Consider the following 15,383-nt stretch of genomic DNA (forward strand, 5'->3'; position numbering starts at 1 on the left):
CCGACGGGAGGAGAAACGTTTCGATGCTTGGCTATATCTTCAAGCGCGTGCTCTACATGATCCCGACCTTGTTTGGCATGTCGCTGATCTCGTTCCTGATCATTCAGCTGCCGCCGGGTGACTATCTGACGTCGATGATCGCCACCATGAGCGACAGCGGCCAGACCGTCGATCCCGCGCAGATCGAGCGGCTGAAGGAAATCTACGGCTTCGACGACCCCTTCTATGTGCAATATCTGAAATGGATCTGGGGCATCGTCAGCCGCGGCGACTTCGGCTACTCCTTCGAGTGGGGCCAGCCCGTCTCCGGGCTGATCTGGGCGCGCATGGGCTCGACGCTAGTAATCTCGCTCTTGAGCCTGCTCTTCGTCTGGATCGTGGCTTTGCCGATCGGCATCTATTCCGCTGTCCGCCGCCACTCCATCGGCGACCACGTCTTCACCTTTCTCGGCTTCATCGGCCTTGCCGTGCCGAACTTCATCCTGGCGCTGACGCTGATGTACGTCGCCTATAAATATCTCGGCCAGAGCGTCGGCGGGCTGATCTCGCCGGAATATGCCGAGGCGCCCTGGAGCCTCGCCAAGGTCGGCGATTTCCTCGCCCATCTCTGGATCCCGATCATCATCATCGGCGCATCCGGAACGGCAGCGATGATCCGCATCCTGCGCGCCAACCTGACCGACGAACTGCATAAGCCCTATGTCGTCACCGCCCGCGCCAAGGGACTGCCGGAATACAAGGTCATCTTGAAATATCCGGTCAGAATCGCCCTCAATCCCTTCGTCTCGGCGATCGGCTGGGTGCTGCCGCATCTCGTCTCCGGCGTGACGATCACCGCCATCGTGCTGAACCTTCCGACCGCAGGTCCCCTGCTTTTCCGCGCGCTGATCTCGCAGGACATGTATCTCGCCGGCAGTTTCATCCTGCTTTTGAGCGCGCTGACCCTTGTCGGCATGCTGCTGTCGGATCTGCTGCTGGCGCTGCTCGATCCGCGCATCCGGTTCAATTGAGGGGAATGCGATGAGCACGCACGAAACCTTCGGAAACCACGCTGGTCCGCTTCACACTGTTGCCGATGGCCCCTCGATCAGCCCGCTGAAACAGGGCAAGACCGTCTCGACCGCCGCGATCGGCCCCTGGCGGCTGGTCGCCGGCAAACTGGTCCGCCAGAAGGTGGCGATGGTGGCCGGGGCAATCATTCTCTTCCTCTATCTGGTCGGTCTCTTCGCCGAATTCCTGGCACCGGCTTTGCCGATGACCTCGCGGCCGCAATATACCTATGCTCCGCCGCAGGGCTTCAGCTTCTTCGTCGAAAAACCGGACGGCAGCTCGGAGTTCAATTTCCATGTGAAGGGCTACAAGGTCGAGATCGACAAGGTGGCGCTGCGCCGCACCTTCGTCGTCGACGACACCAAGGTCGTCCCGATCGGCTTCTTCGTCAAAGGCGCGGCCTACGATCTCTGGGGCCTGATCCCGATGAACCGCCACCTGATCGGCCCCCTCAACCAGAACGACCCGATGTATCTGCTCGGTGCCGACCGGCTCGGCCGCGACGTCTTCTCGCGCCTCGTCTACGGCACCCGCGTATCCATGTCGATCGGCCTCGTCGGCGTCGCCATGTCGCTGATCCTGGGCGTCGTGCTCGGATCCATCTCCGGCTTCTACGGCGGCTGGGTCGATACGCTGATCCAGCGCGTCATCGAGGTCGTCAGCGCCATGCCGACCATCCCCCTATGGCTCGGCCTGGCGGCGGCGATCCCGCTGACATGGTCGCCGGTCAATGTCTATTTCGTTATAACGATTATCGTCTCGCTGCTCGGCTGGACCAGCCTCGCGCGAGAGGTGCGCGGCAGGTTCCTGGCGCTGCGCAGCGAGGATTTCGTCGTCGCCGCCCGGCTCGACGGATCGAGCGAAGCACGGCTGATCTTCCGCCACATCCTGCCGTCGCTGACGAGCCACATCCTTGCGGTCGTGACACTGGCCGTGCCGACCATGATCGTCGCCGAAACCTCGCTTTCCTTCCTCGGCATCGGTCTCAAACCACCGGTCGTCAGCTGGGGCGTGCTGCTGCAGGACGCCCAGAACATCCGCACCGTCGCGACCGCGCCGTGGCTGTTGATCTGGCCGTCGCTCGCGGTCGTCGTCGCCGTCCTGTCCTTCAATTTCTTCGGCGACGGCCTCCGCGATGCCGCCGACCCCTACGACAATTGAGGAGGAAACCATGACCGATCTTTCAGACGACGTCGTTCTCTCCGTCGAAAACCTTTCGATCGATTTCAGGCTGCGCACCCACATCCTGCACGCCGTCGAAAATGTCAGCTTCGAGCTGAAACGCGGTCAGACGCTCTGTCTCGTCGGCGAAAGCGGCTCCGGTAAGAGCGTCACCGCCCGCTCGCTCCTGCAGATCGTCGACAGCCCCGGCAGCATCGTTTCCGGCCGCATCCTGCTCAACAACGGCGACGGGGTCACCGGGAGTAACGGCATCACCGATATCGCCGCGCTGAAACCGTCAGACCGGGCGATGCGCGCCATCCGCGGCCGTCGTATCGGCCTGATCTTCCAGGAGCCGATGAGCTCGCTGTCACCGGTCCATACCATTGGCTCGCAGATCATCGAGGCCGTGCGCCTGCACAGCAATCTCGATCAGCGTGCCGCCCGCGAAAGGACCATCGAACTGCTGCGCCAGGTCGAAATTCCGAACCCGGACAAGATGGCCGACCGCTACACCTTCGAGTTCTCCGGCGGCATGCGCCAGCGCGCCATGATCGCCATGGCACTTGCCGGCAATCCCGACATTCTCATCGCCGACGAACCGACGACGGCGCTCGACGTCACCACCCAGGCCGAAATCCTTGACCTGATCAAGCGGTTGCAGGTCGAACGCGGGATGGCCATGCTGCTCATCACCCATGACATGGGGATCGTCGCAGAAGTGGCTGATGATGTTGCCGTCATGCGCTTCGGTCGCATCGTCGAGCACGGACCGGTGGATGCGATTTACCATGCCGCCGAGCATCCCTATACCCGCCAACTGCTGGCCTCGACGGTCAAGCTGACCCACCATGTCGAAGGGCGGCTGCCGGCCGTGGCGCTGTCGCCGGATGCGCCGCAGCCGATCCTGTCCGTCCGCAATCTTGGCAAGATCTACGGTTGGCACGGCAAGGCCAATACGCTGCGCGCCGTCGACGACGCCAGCTTCGATCTCTATCCCGGCGAAAACCTCGGCATTGTCGGTGAAAGCGGTTCCGGCAAGACGACGCTCGGCCGGCTCATCCTGCGCACCGTCGAGCCGACATCGGGCAGCATCAGCTATCGCGGCAAGGACGGTAGCGAGATCGACGTCACGAAACTCACCAAGCGCGAACTCCGCACCTTCCACCGCGAAGTCCGTCTGGTCTTCCAGGACCCCTTCGCCTCGCTCAATCCGCGCATGACCGTCAAGGAGGTGATCGGCGATCCGCTTGTTGTCAACGGGCTGGCCAAGGGCAAGGCGCTGGAGGAACGCGTCGCCGAGCTGATGCGTCTGGTCGGCCTCGATCCGATGGGCATGGAGCGTTATCCGCATGCCTTCTCCGGCGGCCAGCGCCAGCGCATCGGCATCGCCCGCGCCCTTGCGCTCGATCCGCGCATCATCATCGCCGACGAGGCAACGTCGGCACTCGACGTCTCCATCCGCAGCCAGATCCTCGACCTGCTGCTCGATATTCGCCAACGGCTGAACCTGAGCTTCATCTTCATTTCGCACGACATTTCGGTTGTGCGTTATTTCTGCGATCGCGTCGCCGTCATGCATCGCGGCAAAATCGTCGAACTCGGCGAGGCCGAACAGATCTGCACCGCTCCCGAGGAGGCCTATACCAAGAGCCTCATATCCGCCGTTCCCAATCCCGACCCCCGCGACAAGCGCATGCTGCACCGGCATCGTTTCGTCGCGCCTGCCAATATTTAAGGACGATCCCGTGCCAAAATTTTCCGCCAACCTTTCCTTCCTCTACCAGGACCTGCCCTTTCTCGACCGTTTCAAGGCAGCCGCAAAGGACGGCTTCGGCGCCCTCGAATATCTCGGCCCCTATGCCGAACCGAAGGAGAAGGTCGCTGAGGCGCTGAAGGCGAGCGGCCTGAAACAGGCGCTCTTCAACGTGCCATCAGGCGACTGGGCCGGCGGCGAGCGCGGCATCGCCTGTCTGCCGGGGCGCGTAGAGGAGTTCCGCAACGGGGTCGCGCAGGCTCTCGACTATGCCGCAGCGCTCGATTGCCCACAGGTGAATGTCATCTCCGGCCTGGTACCGAAGGGTGCGAACCTTCAAACGCTGGAAAATGTGCTGGTCGACAATCTGAAATATGCTGCAAAGCGTTGTGCCGACGCCGCCGTCAGGCTGTTGGTCGAGCCGATCAATCTGCGCGATATTCCCGGCTTCTTCCTGTCGACCACCGCTGATGCCGAACGCATTCTCGACCGGGTCGGCTCGGACAATCTCTACATCCAGTATGATTTCTACCACATGCAGATCATGCAGGGCGACCTGATCCCCACCTTCATCCGGCTGAAGGAGAAGATTGCCCATGTCCAGATCGCTGACAATCCCGGCCGGAGCGAACCCGGCACCGGTGAGATCAATTACAGTTTCATCCTCTCCGAGCTCGATCGCCTCGGCTACGACGGCTGGGTGGGTTGCGAGTACAAGCCGAAATCCGGCACCAGCGAAGGCCTCGGCTGGATGAAACCTTATCTGACGTCAGCGAGGACAGCATGAACATCGGATTTATAGGACTGGGCGTCATGGGCCGCCCGATGGCGGAACACCTGATCGACGCCAGCCACACACTGCATCTGAGCCGCGTGAAGGAAACCTCGCAGCATCTTGTCGACAAGGGCGGCAAAGCCGCAACAAGCGCCAGGGCGGTGGCGCACGCTTCCGACATCGTCATCCTGATGCTGCCGGATACATCAGATGTCGAGGCGGTTCTGTTCGGCGAAGACGGCGTCGCCGCCGGCCTTTCCCAGGGCAAGCTGGTTATCGACATGAGCTCGATCTCGCCGGTCGCCACCAAGACTTTCGCCAAGCGCATCGAGGCACTCGGCTGCGATTATCTCGATGCCCCGGTTTCCGGCGGTGAGGTTGGCGCCAAGGCCGCTTCGCTGACGATCATGGTCGGCGGCAAGGAGCAGATTTTCGAACGCGCCAAGCCGCTTTTCGAGAAGATGGGTAAGAACATCACCCATGTCGGCGGTAGCGGCGACGGGCAGACGGCCAAGGTCGCCAACCAGATTATCGTCGGCCTGACGATCGAGGCGGTTGCCGAAGCACTGCTCTTTGCCAGGAAGGCCGGCGCCGATCCGGAAAAGGTGCGCGCAGCACTGATGGGCGGCTTTGCCGCCTCGCGCATCCTCGAAGTGCACGGCGAGCGCATGGTCAAGGAGACCTTCGAGCCAGGCTTTCGCATCCGCCTGCATCGCAAGGACATGACGCTTGCCGTCGATGCCGCCCGCGCACTCGATCTGTCGCTGCCGAACACGGCCGCCACGCAGCAGCTGATGAATGCCGCGATCGCCAATGGCGACGGCGAACGCGACCATTCCGCCCTCATCCGCACCCTGGAACTCCTCGCCGGAGGACCGCGCTAGATCAACGCTTTTTAGAACAGCCGGACGACATCTTCGATTGCCGACCGCCGGAGCCTTCTTTCCGGACGGCGAAGCCATGTCCGGACATCGATAGAGAAGGACAGGACAATGCTCAACAAAGATATCCAATTGCCCTACGGCGCCGTCTATTTCCGCAAGTCCAACCCGCCCCGCGAAGATTGGGAACGCGACTACGCCACCGCAGGGCAAGACGGCCTCAACATCTTCCGCCACTGGTTCATGTGGAGCGCGATCGAAACCGCCCCCGGCGTCTACGACTGGGAGGAATATGATCGTCAGATGGACCTTGCCGCCGCAAACGGCATCAGGACCGTTATCGCCGAGTTGATCCATGCGGTGCCCGACTGGGCGGTGCGCAAATACGCTCATGCATTGCAGGTTAATGCCGACGGCACCAAACTCGGTTCCTATATGGGCGTCTCGTCGGCGACCGGCGGTTTCTCCAACAATGGTGGCGGCGCCGGCGCCCTGACGCTGAACTGCCCCGAAGTGAAGGAAGCGGCGGGCAAGTTCCTGACTGCGCTTGCCACCCGCTATAAGGATCATCCGGCGATCTATGGCTATGACGTCTGGAACGAGTGCAACTATTCCGCCGATGTCGATTACAGCCCCTATGCCAAATCGGCCTTCCGCAAATGGCTGGAAAAGAAATACGGCAGCCTGAAGGTTCTGGCAAAAGCCTGGTACCGCTACAGCTATGCCGAATGGGACGATATCGAGCCGCCGGTGCACATGGCGCCCTATCCCGAATGCATCGACTGGCTGCAGTTCAAACGTGACAATTTCTACGATCAGATGCAGTGGCGCATCGACACGATCCGCGCCGTCGACCAGAAGAACACCATCGCCGCCCACGGCATATCGGGCGCAATTCCCAACATGGCTGCCAACGGCTGCGACGACTGGCTCGCCGCCTCCAAGGTCGAGGTCTATGGCTTCACCTGGATCCAGGCCCGCAAGGGGTCGGAAGCCTGGAAGAACTGGTACGGCGTCGACATCAACCGCGCCGCCGCCCGCGGCAAGCCGTTCTGGCATGCCGAACGCCAGGGCGGGCCGCTCTGGCTGCAGCCGCAGGTGATCGGCCGCGACAAGGAGGATGGCCGCGTCGTCGAGCCCGAGGATATCCGCCTCTGGAGTATGACCTCGCTTGCCGGCGGCGCCCGCGGCGTGATCAATCTGCGCTGGCGCCCGCTGCTCGACGGTCCGCTCTTCGGCGCTTTCGGCTCCTACGGCATGGACGGCTCGCGCACGCCGCGCTCCGACATGGCAAGCGCCATGGCGAAATGGGCAAATGACAAGGCGCAGGCTCCCCTCTGGGAGGCAAAGCCCTTGCGCGGCGAGGTCGGCATCCTCGTCGTTCGCGAAACGCAGGAATTCGATTACCTCCTGAACCACGACCGCAAGGAGAAACCCTATCCCGAGGCCATGTGGGGGGCCTATCGCGCCTTCCTCGAAAACGGCGTGCAGCCGGACTGGGTGCATATCGACGACATCGCGGCCTATGACTTCCTTTATTTCCCCTATCCGATCATGTTCACATCGGAACAGGCGAAACGCCTGAAAGCCTGGGTCGAAAACGGCGGCACGCTGATTGCCGAGGCATGCCCCGGCTATTTCGGCGATCGCGGCCATGTCGGCACCGTCCAGCCGAACATGGGCCTCGACGAGGTCTTCGGCGCGCGCGAGGAGGAAGTCGAATTCATGCCCGATATCGGCGACCGCATCCATTTCGATCTGGACGGCGCGGCGGTCGACGGTGGCGGCTTCCTGCAGTCTTATCGGCTGACCGGCGGAACGGGACGCGGCCACTTCACCGACGGCCGTCTTGCCGTCGTCGAAAATACCTACGGCAAGGGCCGCACGCTGCTGATCGGCACCAATCCTTCCGTCGCCTATTACCGCACGCAGGGGAAGGCGAATGGCGCTTTCTTCGCCGAGTTGCTGGCATGGAGTGGAAAGAAACGGCATGTGACGCTGTCGAATGCCGCACTCTTCGCCCGTATCCACGAGGGGGAAAAGGGCAGCTTCCTCTGGCTCGTCAATCCGACGAGAACGGCGCAGAAGACCGAGGTGACGCTAGCCGAAGGAGCGCTTGCGCAAAGCCAGGCAGTCTGGCCGATCGACTATATCGGCAATAGTGGCATCGAGGTGCCGCCGCGCGATGTGCTGATCCTGCCGCTCGATAGCTGAAACTTCAGGATGCGGATGAACTGTTGCCTTCGGCAAAAGCTTCAAGCTCGGGGTCGAAATCGACCTCGACGACATTGTTGAAGACGGCGGTGGCAAGCATGATGCCGGCAAAGGCGATGAGATCGACGAGCACCTTGGTTTCGTAGCGCTGTTTCAGCTTCGCCCAGATTTCGGCGGGAACGGCGCTGGAATCGGTAACGATCGCCTTACCGAAAGCGTCCAGCAGCGCCTCCTCTTCGGAAAGCTCCAGCACGTCGGGATCGAAGCCGTTGTTGATCAGCGCCCGGCGAAAGAAGGTGATGGCGATCTTAGATTTCGCCGCCTTCGAGATCGCATGCGAGAAGATCCAGATTTCCCGGTCGCTGATGGCGGGAGCGAGCTCGGCCCGCAGAGTAAACCATTCGGCATAGATACGATGGGCGGCCGGCGAGTGCAGTAGCGTCCGCTTCATGTTGGTCATGCGACCGCGCAGCCTGACTTCCTCGTCATGCGCCGCACGAACCTCTTCCGAAGCGGTGTCGTAATCGATCTGCGGAAGGTGGCTCATCGGCTCGGCTCTTTCGTTGTGCAAAGAAGCTATCGAGGTGCCGACATATTGTGCAGTCCAACTTCGTCTAGCTTTTCCGGCTTTCGACAAAAACTATTCCGCCTGAGGCGACCAGCCGGCATGTTCGTGCCAATCAGATATATCAGCATCCAGCGGCTCATCGGCGCCGCTTGCAGCCGCACTGATGAAACCGCCGGGCAGCGACGAATCCACTTGGCCGCTGCCCGGCTCCCGCCTAGACTGATCAAATAGAAGCTGGAGGCAAGACATGAGTGGCGACCACGAGCATCATCATGTCGACTGGCGGGAACATGGCGTCAAGGTCATACCCGGCAATTCGCTCGATCCAAACACCGCGCAGACGCCGGGCATGAATCGCGCGACCGCGATCAACAATGCGCGCGCCGGCGCCGAGAAGATCTGGGCCGGCACGGTGACGATCCATGCCAACGCCAAGACCGGCGCCCATCATCACGGCGATCTCGAAAGCATCATCTACGTGGTCAAGGGAAAGGCCCGCATGCGCTGGGGCGAGCATCTGGAATATACCGCCGAGGCCGGCCCCGGCGACTTCATCTATGTTCCGCCCTATGTGCCGCATCAGGAGATCAACGCCAGCCGCGACGAGACGCTGGAATGCGTGCTCGTCCGATCAGGTCAGGAACCGGTCGTCGTCAACCTCGACATCGAGCCGGTCGAAAAGCCGGAAGACGTCGCGTGGATCGACCCGATCCACGGATAGAGCAATTCACCGTCGAGCAAGCGGCTGACATCCTCAGCCGCCGAACGCTCTGCCAAGATCATCGCAAAGGATCGTCGCAGACCGCTTTAGGCGTGGACGGCGCCTGCGCCGCTCATAACAGCGTTCTCGATGATCCGGCCGGTATCGGCGGCATAGAGGTGGATCTGGTCGTAATCGATCGCGATGCCGATCGGATCGCCCGACTTCACCTTCACGGCCTCGGTCAGCGCCACGGCAAAGGGCAGCCCATCGAAATCGGCGTGAACGATGCGGCTGGCGCCGAGCTCTTCGATGAAGTCGGCCGTTGCGACAAGGGCGCCTGGCGCATCCGGGGCCACCAGCCGGGCGGCCTCGGCACGCATGCCGAGCACGACGCGTTTGCCTTTCAGCGGTGCGGCGCGCTCGCGTGGCAGCGCCACCTTGCGGCTCTGATCGTAGACGAAGACGCCCTCGTCATTGATCGTGCCCTCGAGCAGGTTCATCGCCGGCGTGCCGACGAAGCCCGCAACGAAGCGCGAGACCGGATGATGATAGACCTCTTCCGGCGTGCCGACCTGCTCCACCCTGCCGCCGTTCATCACCACCAGCCGGTCGGCCAGCGTCATCGCTTCGGTCTGGTCATGCGTGACGAAGATCGAAGTGGCGCCGAGGCGGCGGTGCAAGCGGCGGATTTCGGCGCGCATGGCAATGCGCAGCTTGGCGTCGAGGTTCGACAGCGGCTCGTCGAAGAGGAATACCTTCGGCTCGCGGATCATCGCCCGCCCCATGGCGACGCGCTGGCGCTGACCGCCGGAAAGAGCGGCCGGCCGGCGTTCGAGGAAGGGTTCGAGGCTGAGCGCCTTGGCGACCTCGCCGATGCGCCGGCTCCGCTCTGCCTTCGAGACACCGGCCACCTTCAATGCATAGCCAATATTCTCGGCAACGCTCATATGCGGATAAAGCGCATAGTTCTGGAACACCATGGCACAGCCGCGCTCGCGCGGCTCCAGCTGGTTGACGACGCGGCCGTCAATGGCGATTTCACCACCGGTTATTTCCTCGAGGCCGGCGATCATGCGCAGCAGCGTGGACTTTCCGCAGCCGGACGGGCCGAGGATGACGATGAACTCACCCGACTGGATGTCGAGATCGACGCCGTGAACGACGGGGGTCTTGCCGTAGTTTTTCTTCACGCCACGAATGGAGATCGGTGCCAAGGGAGTACTCCTTCACTTCTCGGTGGAGATAAGGCCGCGTACGAACCAGCGCTGCATCAGAATGACGAGGATCAATGGCGGCGACATAATGATCAGGGTTCCGGCCATGGCGACGTTCCAGTCGGGCAGACCGAATTCAGATGGGATGAGGGTCTTGAGCTGCGTCACGGCGATGCCGAAATTCGGATCGGTGGTGATCAGCAGCGGCCAGAGATACTGGTTCCAGGCCCAGACGAACATGATGGTGAAGAGCGCGATCATATTCGGCCGTGAAAGCGGCAGCAGGATATCCCAGAAGAATCGAACCGGGCCCGATCCGTCCATCTTCGAGGCTTCGGCAAGCTCGTCCGGGACCGTCAGGTAGAACTGCCGGTAGAGGAAGGTGCCGGTCGCGGTTGCAACCAGCGGCAGAACGAGACCGGGATAGGAATTCAGCAGGCCCCATTCGAGCTTGATCTGGATGCCGGTGATCTGCGCAACGAGCCAGCTTATGCCGGTGACGTCGAGGATCGTCTGGAAAGGCTGCAGGGCGTTGGCCGCGATCGAATAGGTCGGCACGATGCGGACTTCCAGCGGCAGCATCAGCGTGATGAAGATGATCCAGAAAGTCACATACCGGCCACGGAAGCGGAAGTAGACGATCGAGAAGGCTGCCATGGAAGACAGCGTGACCTTGCCGGCGCCGACGGTTGCGGCGAAGATGATGCTGTGGAACAGCTTGTTGCCGAGATCGGCGCGAACCCAGGCGGTCTCAGCGTTTTCCCAGAAATGCGAGCCCGGCGTTAGCGGCAGCGGCACGCGATTGACCGTCTCCAGATCAAGCGTCGACGCGATGATGACGACGGCGAAAGGTAAAAGCGCGATCACCATGCCGAGCGCGAGAAGGCTATAGCAGATGAAGTTGAATATCGGCGTGCGTTCGATCATGTCCGCGACCTCACTTGTAGTGCACGCGCCGCTCGATGAAGCGGAACTGGAAGATGGTGAGTAGGACGACGAGCACCATCAGGATGATGGACTGCGCTGCAGCGCCCGAATAGTCGAGACCTCTGAAGCCGTCGAAATAGATCTTGTAGACCATGAGCTCGGTGGCACGCGCCGGGCCGCCCTGCGTCATGATGTCGACGATACCGAAGGAATCCTGGAAGCTCTCGGTGATGTTGATGACGAGCAGGAAGAACAGCGTCGGCGTCAGCAGGGGCAGCTGGATATCCCAGATACGGCGCATCGGCCCCGAACCGTCCATTGCGGCGGCCTCGATCAGCGAGCGCGGAATGCCTTGCAGCGCCGAGAGGAAGAAGATGAAGTTGTAGCCGATATATTTCCAGGAGAAGGCGACGACGACCGCGATCATCGCGTCCTTGCCGTCGAGCGCGGGATTCCAGAGGCCGGGCCAGACGTGGTTGATAACAGACAGAAGGCCAGCCTCCGGTGCCAGGATGAAGCGGAAGGCGAGGCCGAGAGCGGGAGCGGCAATTGCGTAAGGCCAGATGAAGACCGACCGGTAGACTTTGTGGCCGCGCAGTTCACGATCTGTCAAAAGCGCCAGGATCAGCGCCAGCCCCATGGCAATGGCCGTCGAGCTGAAGCCGAAGATCATGCTGCGGGTGATCGAGTCCCAATAAACAGGGTCGGTGAGCAACTGTCTGAAATTGTCGAAACCGACCCAGGCATTACCGCCGCCCCATGGCTGCTCGAGCGTGAACGCCCAATAGAGCGCCTGCGCACTCGGCCAGTAGAAGAAGACGAAGATCAGCAACAGCATCGGAAATGCGAAGAGCAGTCCGATCGTCGTCGAGGAGAAAGTGACGCGCTTTTCCATGAGTGGTCGTTTTCGTCCTGGTTTGGTTTAAAGCATGTCGCGCAGCAGTTTTGCTGTAGCAACATGCGTCAAAATATAGATCTAAAGCGCGAGGAGCGAACCTGAAAGATTGCGGCGCGCTTTAGGCGCGCGCGGCGAGTCCGCATCCGCGACAATTGGAGACTTACAAAGACGCACCCGGCGCGCAAAACGCGGGCCGGGTGCGTCTCATTATCCAAGCGATCAGGGGAGCTGAACGTTCTTGTAGGTCTGCTGGAAGCGACGGAGCAGCGTATTGCCGCGTTCGGCAGCACTGTCGAGCGAAGCCTGGACATCGGCATTGTTGACGAAGATTGCCTGCAGACCATTGGCGATTTCGGTGCGGACCTGCAGCAGGCCACCGAGGCGGATGCCCTGCGGAGCCGCATCGCCAGCGGGCGATGCGGTCAGACTCTGAATGGCGAGTTCGCGGCCGGCATAAGGCGCCTTGCCGTAGAAGCCCTGCTTATTCAGATATTCGAAACCGGAGTTGCGAACCGGGATGTAGCCGGTAACGGTCGACCAGGTAAGAGCCTCTTCCGGCTTTGCGATGAAGTTGAAGAAGGCAGCGGCAGCCTTGTATTCGGCGTCGGAGTGACCCTGCAGAACCCAGAGCGAAGCGCCGCCGACATAAGAGCTGTGACGGGTTGCGTCGCCGTAGGTCGGGAGCATGGCAACGTCCCAGTTCATGCCTTGCTTGGCGGTGCGGCCGACATTGCCGTGGTCGCCGACCGAGGTCAGGATGACCTGGCAATCGCCAGCGGCAAAGGCTTCGACGAAGGTCTGGCCGACAGCCTTGTTCTTGATGACGACAAGCTTGTCGTCATACCAGGACTTGAGATCCTTGACGTAGCTGACGAGAAGCGGGTTCTTGTTGAACACCAGCTCGGCGTCCAGACCTTCAAAGCCGTTCTTCTTCGTGGCGATCGCTTCGCCGTTGACGGCTTCGAACTGCTCGATGTACTGCCAGACTTCATTGTTGGAGATGTCAAAGCCGAGTGGGCAAGCATAGCCTGCATCCTTCAGAGCCTTGAGGTCCTCGCCTGCTTCCTTCCAGGTTGCCGGAGCATGATCCTTGCCGATCTTGGCGAAGGCGTCCTTGTTCCAGTAGAGAAGAGCGGTCGAGGAGTTGAAGGGGAAGGAGTACATCTCGCCCTTCGATGTCGCGTAGTAGCCGGAGATCCCGGAGAAGTAGTCCTTCCAGTCGACGGTGTAGCCCATGTCCGTCATCAGCTTGTTCGCCGGGTAGTAGGCGCCGGAGAGCATGATGTCGAGGGTGCCGGCGTCGGAGACCTGGGCGATGGTCGGCTGCTTGCCGGCGCGGAAGGCAGCAATGGTGTTCTGCAGGGACGCGTCATAGCTGCCCTGGCTGGTGCAGACGATTTCGTAGTCGGCCTGCGACTGGTTGAAGCGATCGCACTGCTCCTGGACACGCTTTGCGATGTCACCGGAATTGCCGAACCAGAAGTCGATCTTGGTCTTATCGGCGGCGGCAGCGGGACCAGCAAGAAACGCTGTAGCGAGAAGGGCGCCAACGGCGCCGAGAAGCTTGGCTTGCATGAGAACCTCGAACGTAAAAGGACGCGCACTTTCAGCGCACGCCCTATTAGCTGGTTGAAATTGCCGCCGCCAATGAATATTACATGACATGAAATGTTCCAATTCCAGTTGTCACAAAGCAGTCATACAATCATTATTCGTAACATTCCGGGAAATATTTAAAAGAATTTTGTAGAGATCTCAAATGTATTTGAAATACTATATATCTACATTAAAATAAACGCAATTTTAGAACTCGTTTAATGTTCAATTATATTGGAAAAGAGCGCCTTTATTCGTGTGTCCAGCCGGAACGAAACTTTGCAAAACCGCCGCATTTTGCCGTTGCACTGCTGTGCAACGCTCGGTTTCAGCCGCAAAATCAAAGGCAGTCCTTCAAAATTGCAGCAAAACGCGGGTCGAATGCACGGCTGATCGGTCCGGCGGCAGCGCCAAGCGCCACCGACCAGGGATCGGCCATGCCGGACTGCAGGCGCGGCAGCGTCCGGCCACTACGTTCGGCGATCGAAGGCAGCAATGGGCCGATTGTCGCAATCAACCTGTTCACCAGCGCTTCCGGCGCGCTGCCGCAGAGGATCACGGTCTGCGGATCAAACAGCGTCTCGATGAGATGGATGCTCCAGCGCAGGTCCACAGCCGCCGCCTCGACCCAGGCGTCGATGCTTTGATCGCCTCTCAAGGCAAGGTCGTTGATGCGCGCGTGGAGATGAGGATCGGCGGGATCGACCGATAGATGCTGATAGAGCGAGGCGAGCGAGGCACGATGTTCGAGCGGCGTCGATTTGCCGTCGGCAAACAGCAGCGCCATGCCGATCTCGCCGGCATTGCCGTTGGTGCCGCGGTAGAGTTCGCCGTTCAGAATGAGGCCGGCGCCGATGCCATAGCCGACGAAGAGGCAGACGGCGTGGTCGAGGCCATGGGCAACTCCCACCATGCGCTCGGCGGTCGCCGCTGCCGCCGCATCGTTCTGCAGGCCGACATCGAGCCCGGTGCCGGCGGTCAACGTTTCCAACAACGGAAATTTCTGCCAGGCTTCCATCATCCACGGATCGTCGCCGCTGCCGGAAACCCCGAAGGGCCCGGGCATGGCGGCGCCGAGGCCGACCAGCCGCTTTTCCGACTGCTGGACGATCCCGGCAAGCTTTGAGCGTACGCCGGCGACGAGATCGAGAATGACCTTCGTCCCGTTCGACGGACCTCCAGGTGGTAGGCCAGCCTCATCACGCACGAGAACACTGCCGACGAGATCGACGGCGACCGCCCGCGTCACATGCCGGTCAATCTGCAGGCCGATCGCAAAGGCGCCCTCGGGCACTAGGCCGTAGGGTGTCGAGGGCTGGCCCCTGCCCCTTCTCACCGCCTCCTGCGAACTGACGAGACCGTCGCGCTCGAGTTCCTCGATGATATTGGACACCGTCTGCTTGGTCAGCCGCGTCGCCCGCGCCAGATCGGCGCGTGAAAGCGCGCCGTTGATCCTTAGGGCATCGATCATCACGCGCCGGTTATGTGCGCTGGTGCCTTCGTGATTGGTGCCGCTCTTGGCCCGGATCGGGCGGCTGTCATTCATGTGCAATTCCCTCTTGACTCCAATAGAATGTTGAAGAAGTAATAAGTCAAGACACTTGACTTAATGAGGAACCGGAGAGTTCCAGGGAACGCAG

At 61.1% G+C, this 15,383-nt stretch carries 13 protein-coding genes; 7 read left to right on the forward strand and 6 right to left on the reverse strand.

The features are described from left to right. Positions 1 to 23: 23 nt before the first annotated feature. The 6 genes from RLCC275e_RS17245 (at position 24) to RLCC275e_RS17270 (ending at position 7,837) form a co-directional block, all read left to right on the forward strand. The gene (locus RLCC275e_RS17245; RefSeq protein WP_011653237.1) at positions 24 to 1,010 is read left to right on the forward strand and encodes an ABC transporter permease; all 987 of its coding nucleotides are present in this window, start codon (positions 24 to 26) and stop codon (positions 1,008 to 1,010) included. A gap of 10 nt (positions 1,011 to 1,020) precedes the next feature. After that, positions 1,021 to 2,211: an ABC transporter permease gene (locus tag RLCC275e_RS17250; protein WP_018481739.1), complete on the forward strand. Its 1,191-nt coding sequence runs from the start codon at positions 1,021 to 1,023 to the stop codon at positions 2,209 to 2,211. Between the two features lie 10 nt (positions 2,212 to 2,221). Continuing rightward, positions 2,222 to 3,949, forward strand: a complete 1,728-nt coding sequence (locus RLCC275e_RS17255; protein WP_033179952.1) for an ABC transporter ATP-binding protein — start codon at positions 2,222 to 2,224, stop codon at positions 3,947 to 3,949. 10 nt (positions 3,950 to 3,959) lie between these two features. Beyond that, on the forward strand, positions 3,960 to 4,754 hold the full coding sequence (otnI, locus tag RLCC275e_RS17260) for a 2-oxo-tetronate isomerase (protein ID WP_033179951.1): 795 nt from the start codon (positions 3,960 to 3,962) through the stop codon (positions 4,752 to 4,754). Further along, complete coding sequence (locus tag RLCC275e_RS17265) at positions 4,751 to 5,626, forward strand: 2-hydroxy-3-oxopropionate reductase (protein WP_033179950.1); 876 nt, start codon at positions 4,751 to 4,753, stop codon at positions 5,624 to 5,626. Before otnI ends, RLCC275e_RS17265 begins: the two co-directional genes overlap by 4 nt. A 108-nt stretch (positions 5,627 to 5,734) precedes the next feature. Further along, positions 5,735 to 7,837, forward strand: a complete 2,103-nt coding sequence (locus RLCC275e_RS17270; protein ID WP_033179949.1) for a beta-galactosidase — start codon at positions 5,735 to 5,737, stop codon at positions 7,835 to 7,837. 4 nt (positions 7,838 to 7,841) lie between these two features. On the opposite strand, the gene RLCC275e_RS17275 is transcribed toward RLCC275e_RS17270, so the two are convergent. After that, positions 7,842 to 8,384, reverse strand: a complete 543-nt coding sequence (locus tag RLCC275e_RS17275; RefSeq protein ID WP_033179948.1) for a carboxymuconolactone decarboxylase family protein — start codon at positions 8,382 to 8,384, stop codon at positions 7,842 to 7,844. A 268-nt stretch (positions 8,385 to 8,652) separates the two neighbouring features. Here RLCC275e_RS17275 and RLCC275e_RS17280 point away from each other — a divergent pair, with 268 nt between their 5' ends. Beyond that, positions 8,653 to 9,126, forward strand: coding sequence for a cupin domain-containing protein (locus RLCC275e_RS17280; RefSeq protein WP_033179947.1), 474 nt, complete (start codon positions 8,653 to 8,655; stop codon positions 9,124 to 9,126). A gap of 86 nt (positions 9,127 to 9,212) precedes the next feature. Here the strand turns inward: RLCC275e_RS17280 and RLCC275e_RS17285 are convergent, their stop codons facing one another. The 5 genes from RLCC275e_RS17285 to RLCC275e_RS17305 form a co-directional block, all read right to left on the reverse strand. Next, entirely contained in the window at positions 9,213 to 10,322 is a 1,110-nt protein-coding gene (locus RLCC275e_RS17285) for a sn-glycerol-3-phosphate import ATP-binding protein UgpC (RefSeq protein ID WP_033179946.1), read from the reverse strand. A gap of 12 nt (positions 10,323 to 10,334) precedes the next feature. Further along, positions 10,335 to 11,249: an ABC transporter permease subunit gene (locus RLCC275e_RS17290; protein ID WP_033179945.1), complete on the reverse strand. Its 915-nt coding sequence runs from the start codon at positions 11,247 to 11,249 to the stop codon at positions 10,335 to 10,337. Positions 11,250 to 11,259: 10 nt separating this feature from the next. After that, positions 11,260 to 12,144 (reverse strand): carbohydrate ABC transporter permease, encoded by an 885-nt coding sequence (locus RLCC275e_RS17295; RefSeq protein WP_033179944.1) that lies wholly within the window; start codon positions 12,142 to 12,144, stop codon positions 11,260 to 11,262. A 222-nt stretch (positions 12,145 to 12,366) separates the two neighbouring features. Then, positions 12,367 to 13,722: an extracellular solute-binding protein gene (locus tag RLCC275e_RS17300; RefSeq protein ID WP_033179943.1), complete on the reverse strand. Its 1,356-nt coding sequence runs from the start codon at positions 13,720 to 13,722 to the stop codon at positions 12,367 to 12,369. Positions 13,723 to 14,083: 361 nt separating this feature from the next. Next, positions 14,084 to 15,289 carry an ROK family transcriptional regulator gene (locus RLCC275e_RS17305; protein ID WP_033179942.1) on the reverse strand — a complete coding sequence of 402 codons (1,206 nt, stop codon included), beginning with the start codon at positions 15,287 to 15,289 and terminating at the stop codon, positions 14,084 to 14,086. Positions 15,290 to 15,383: the final 94 nt, after the last annotated feature.

This window comes from Rhizobium brockwellii (assembly GCF_000769405.2).
In the GTDB taxonomy this organism is placed as follows: domain Bacteria; phylum Pseudomonadota; class Alphaproteobacteria; order Rhizobiales; family Rhizobiaceae; genus Rhizobium; species Rhizobium brockwellii.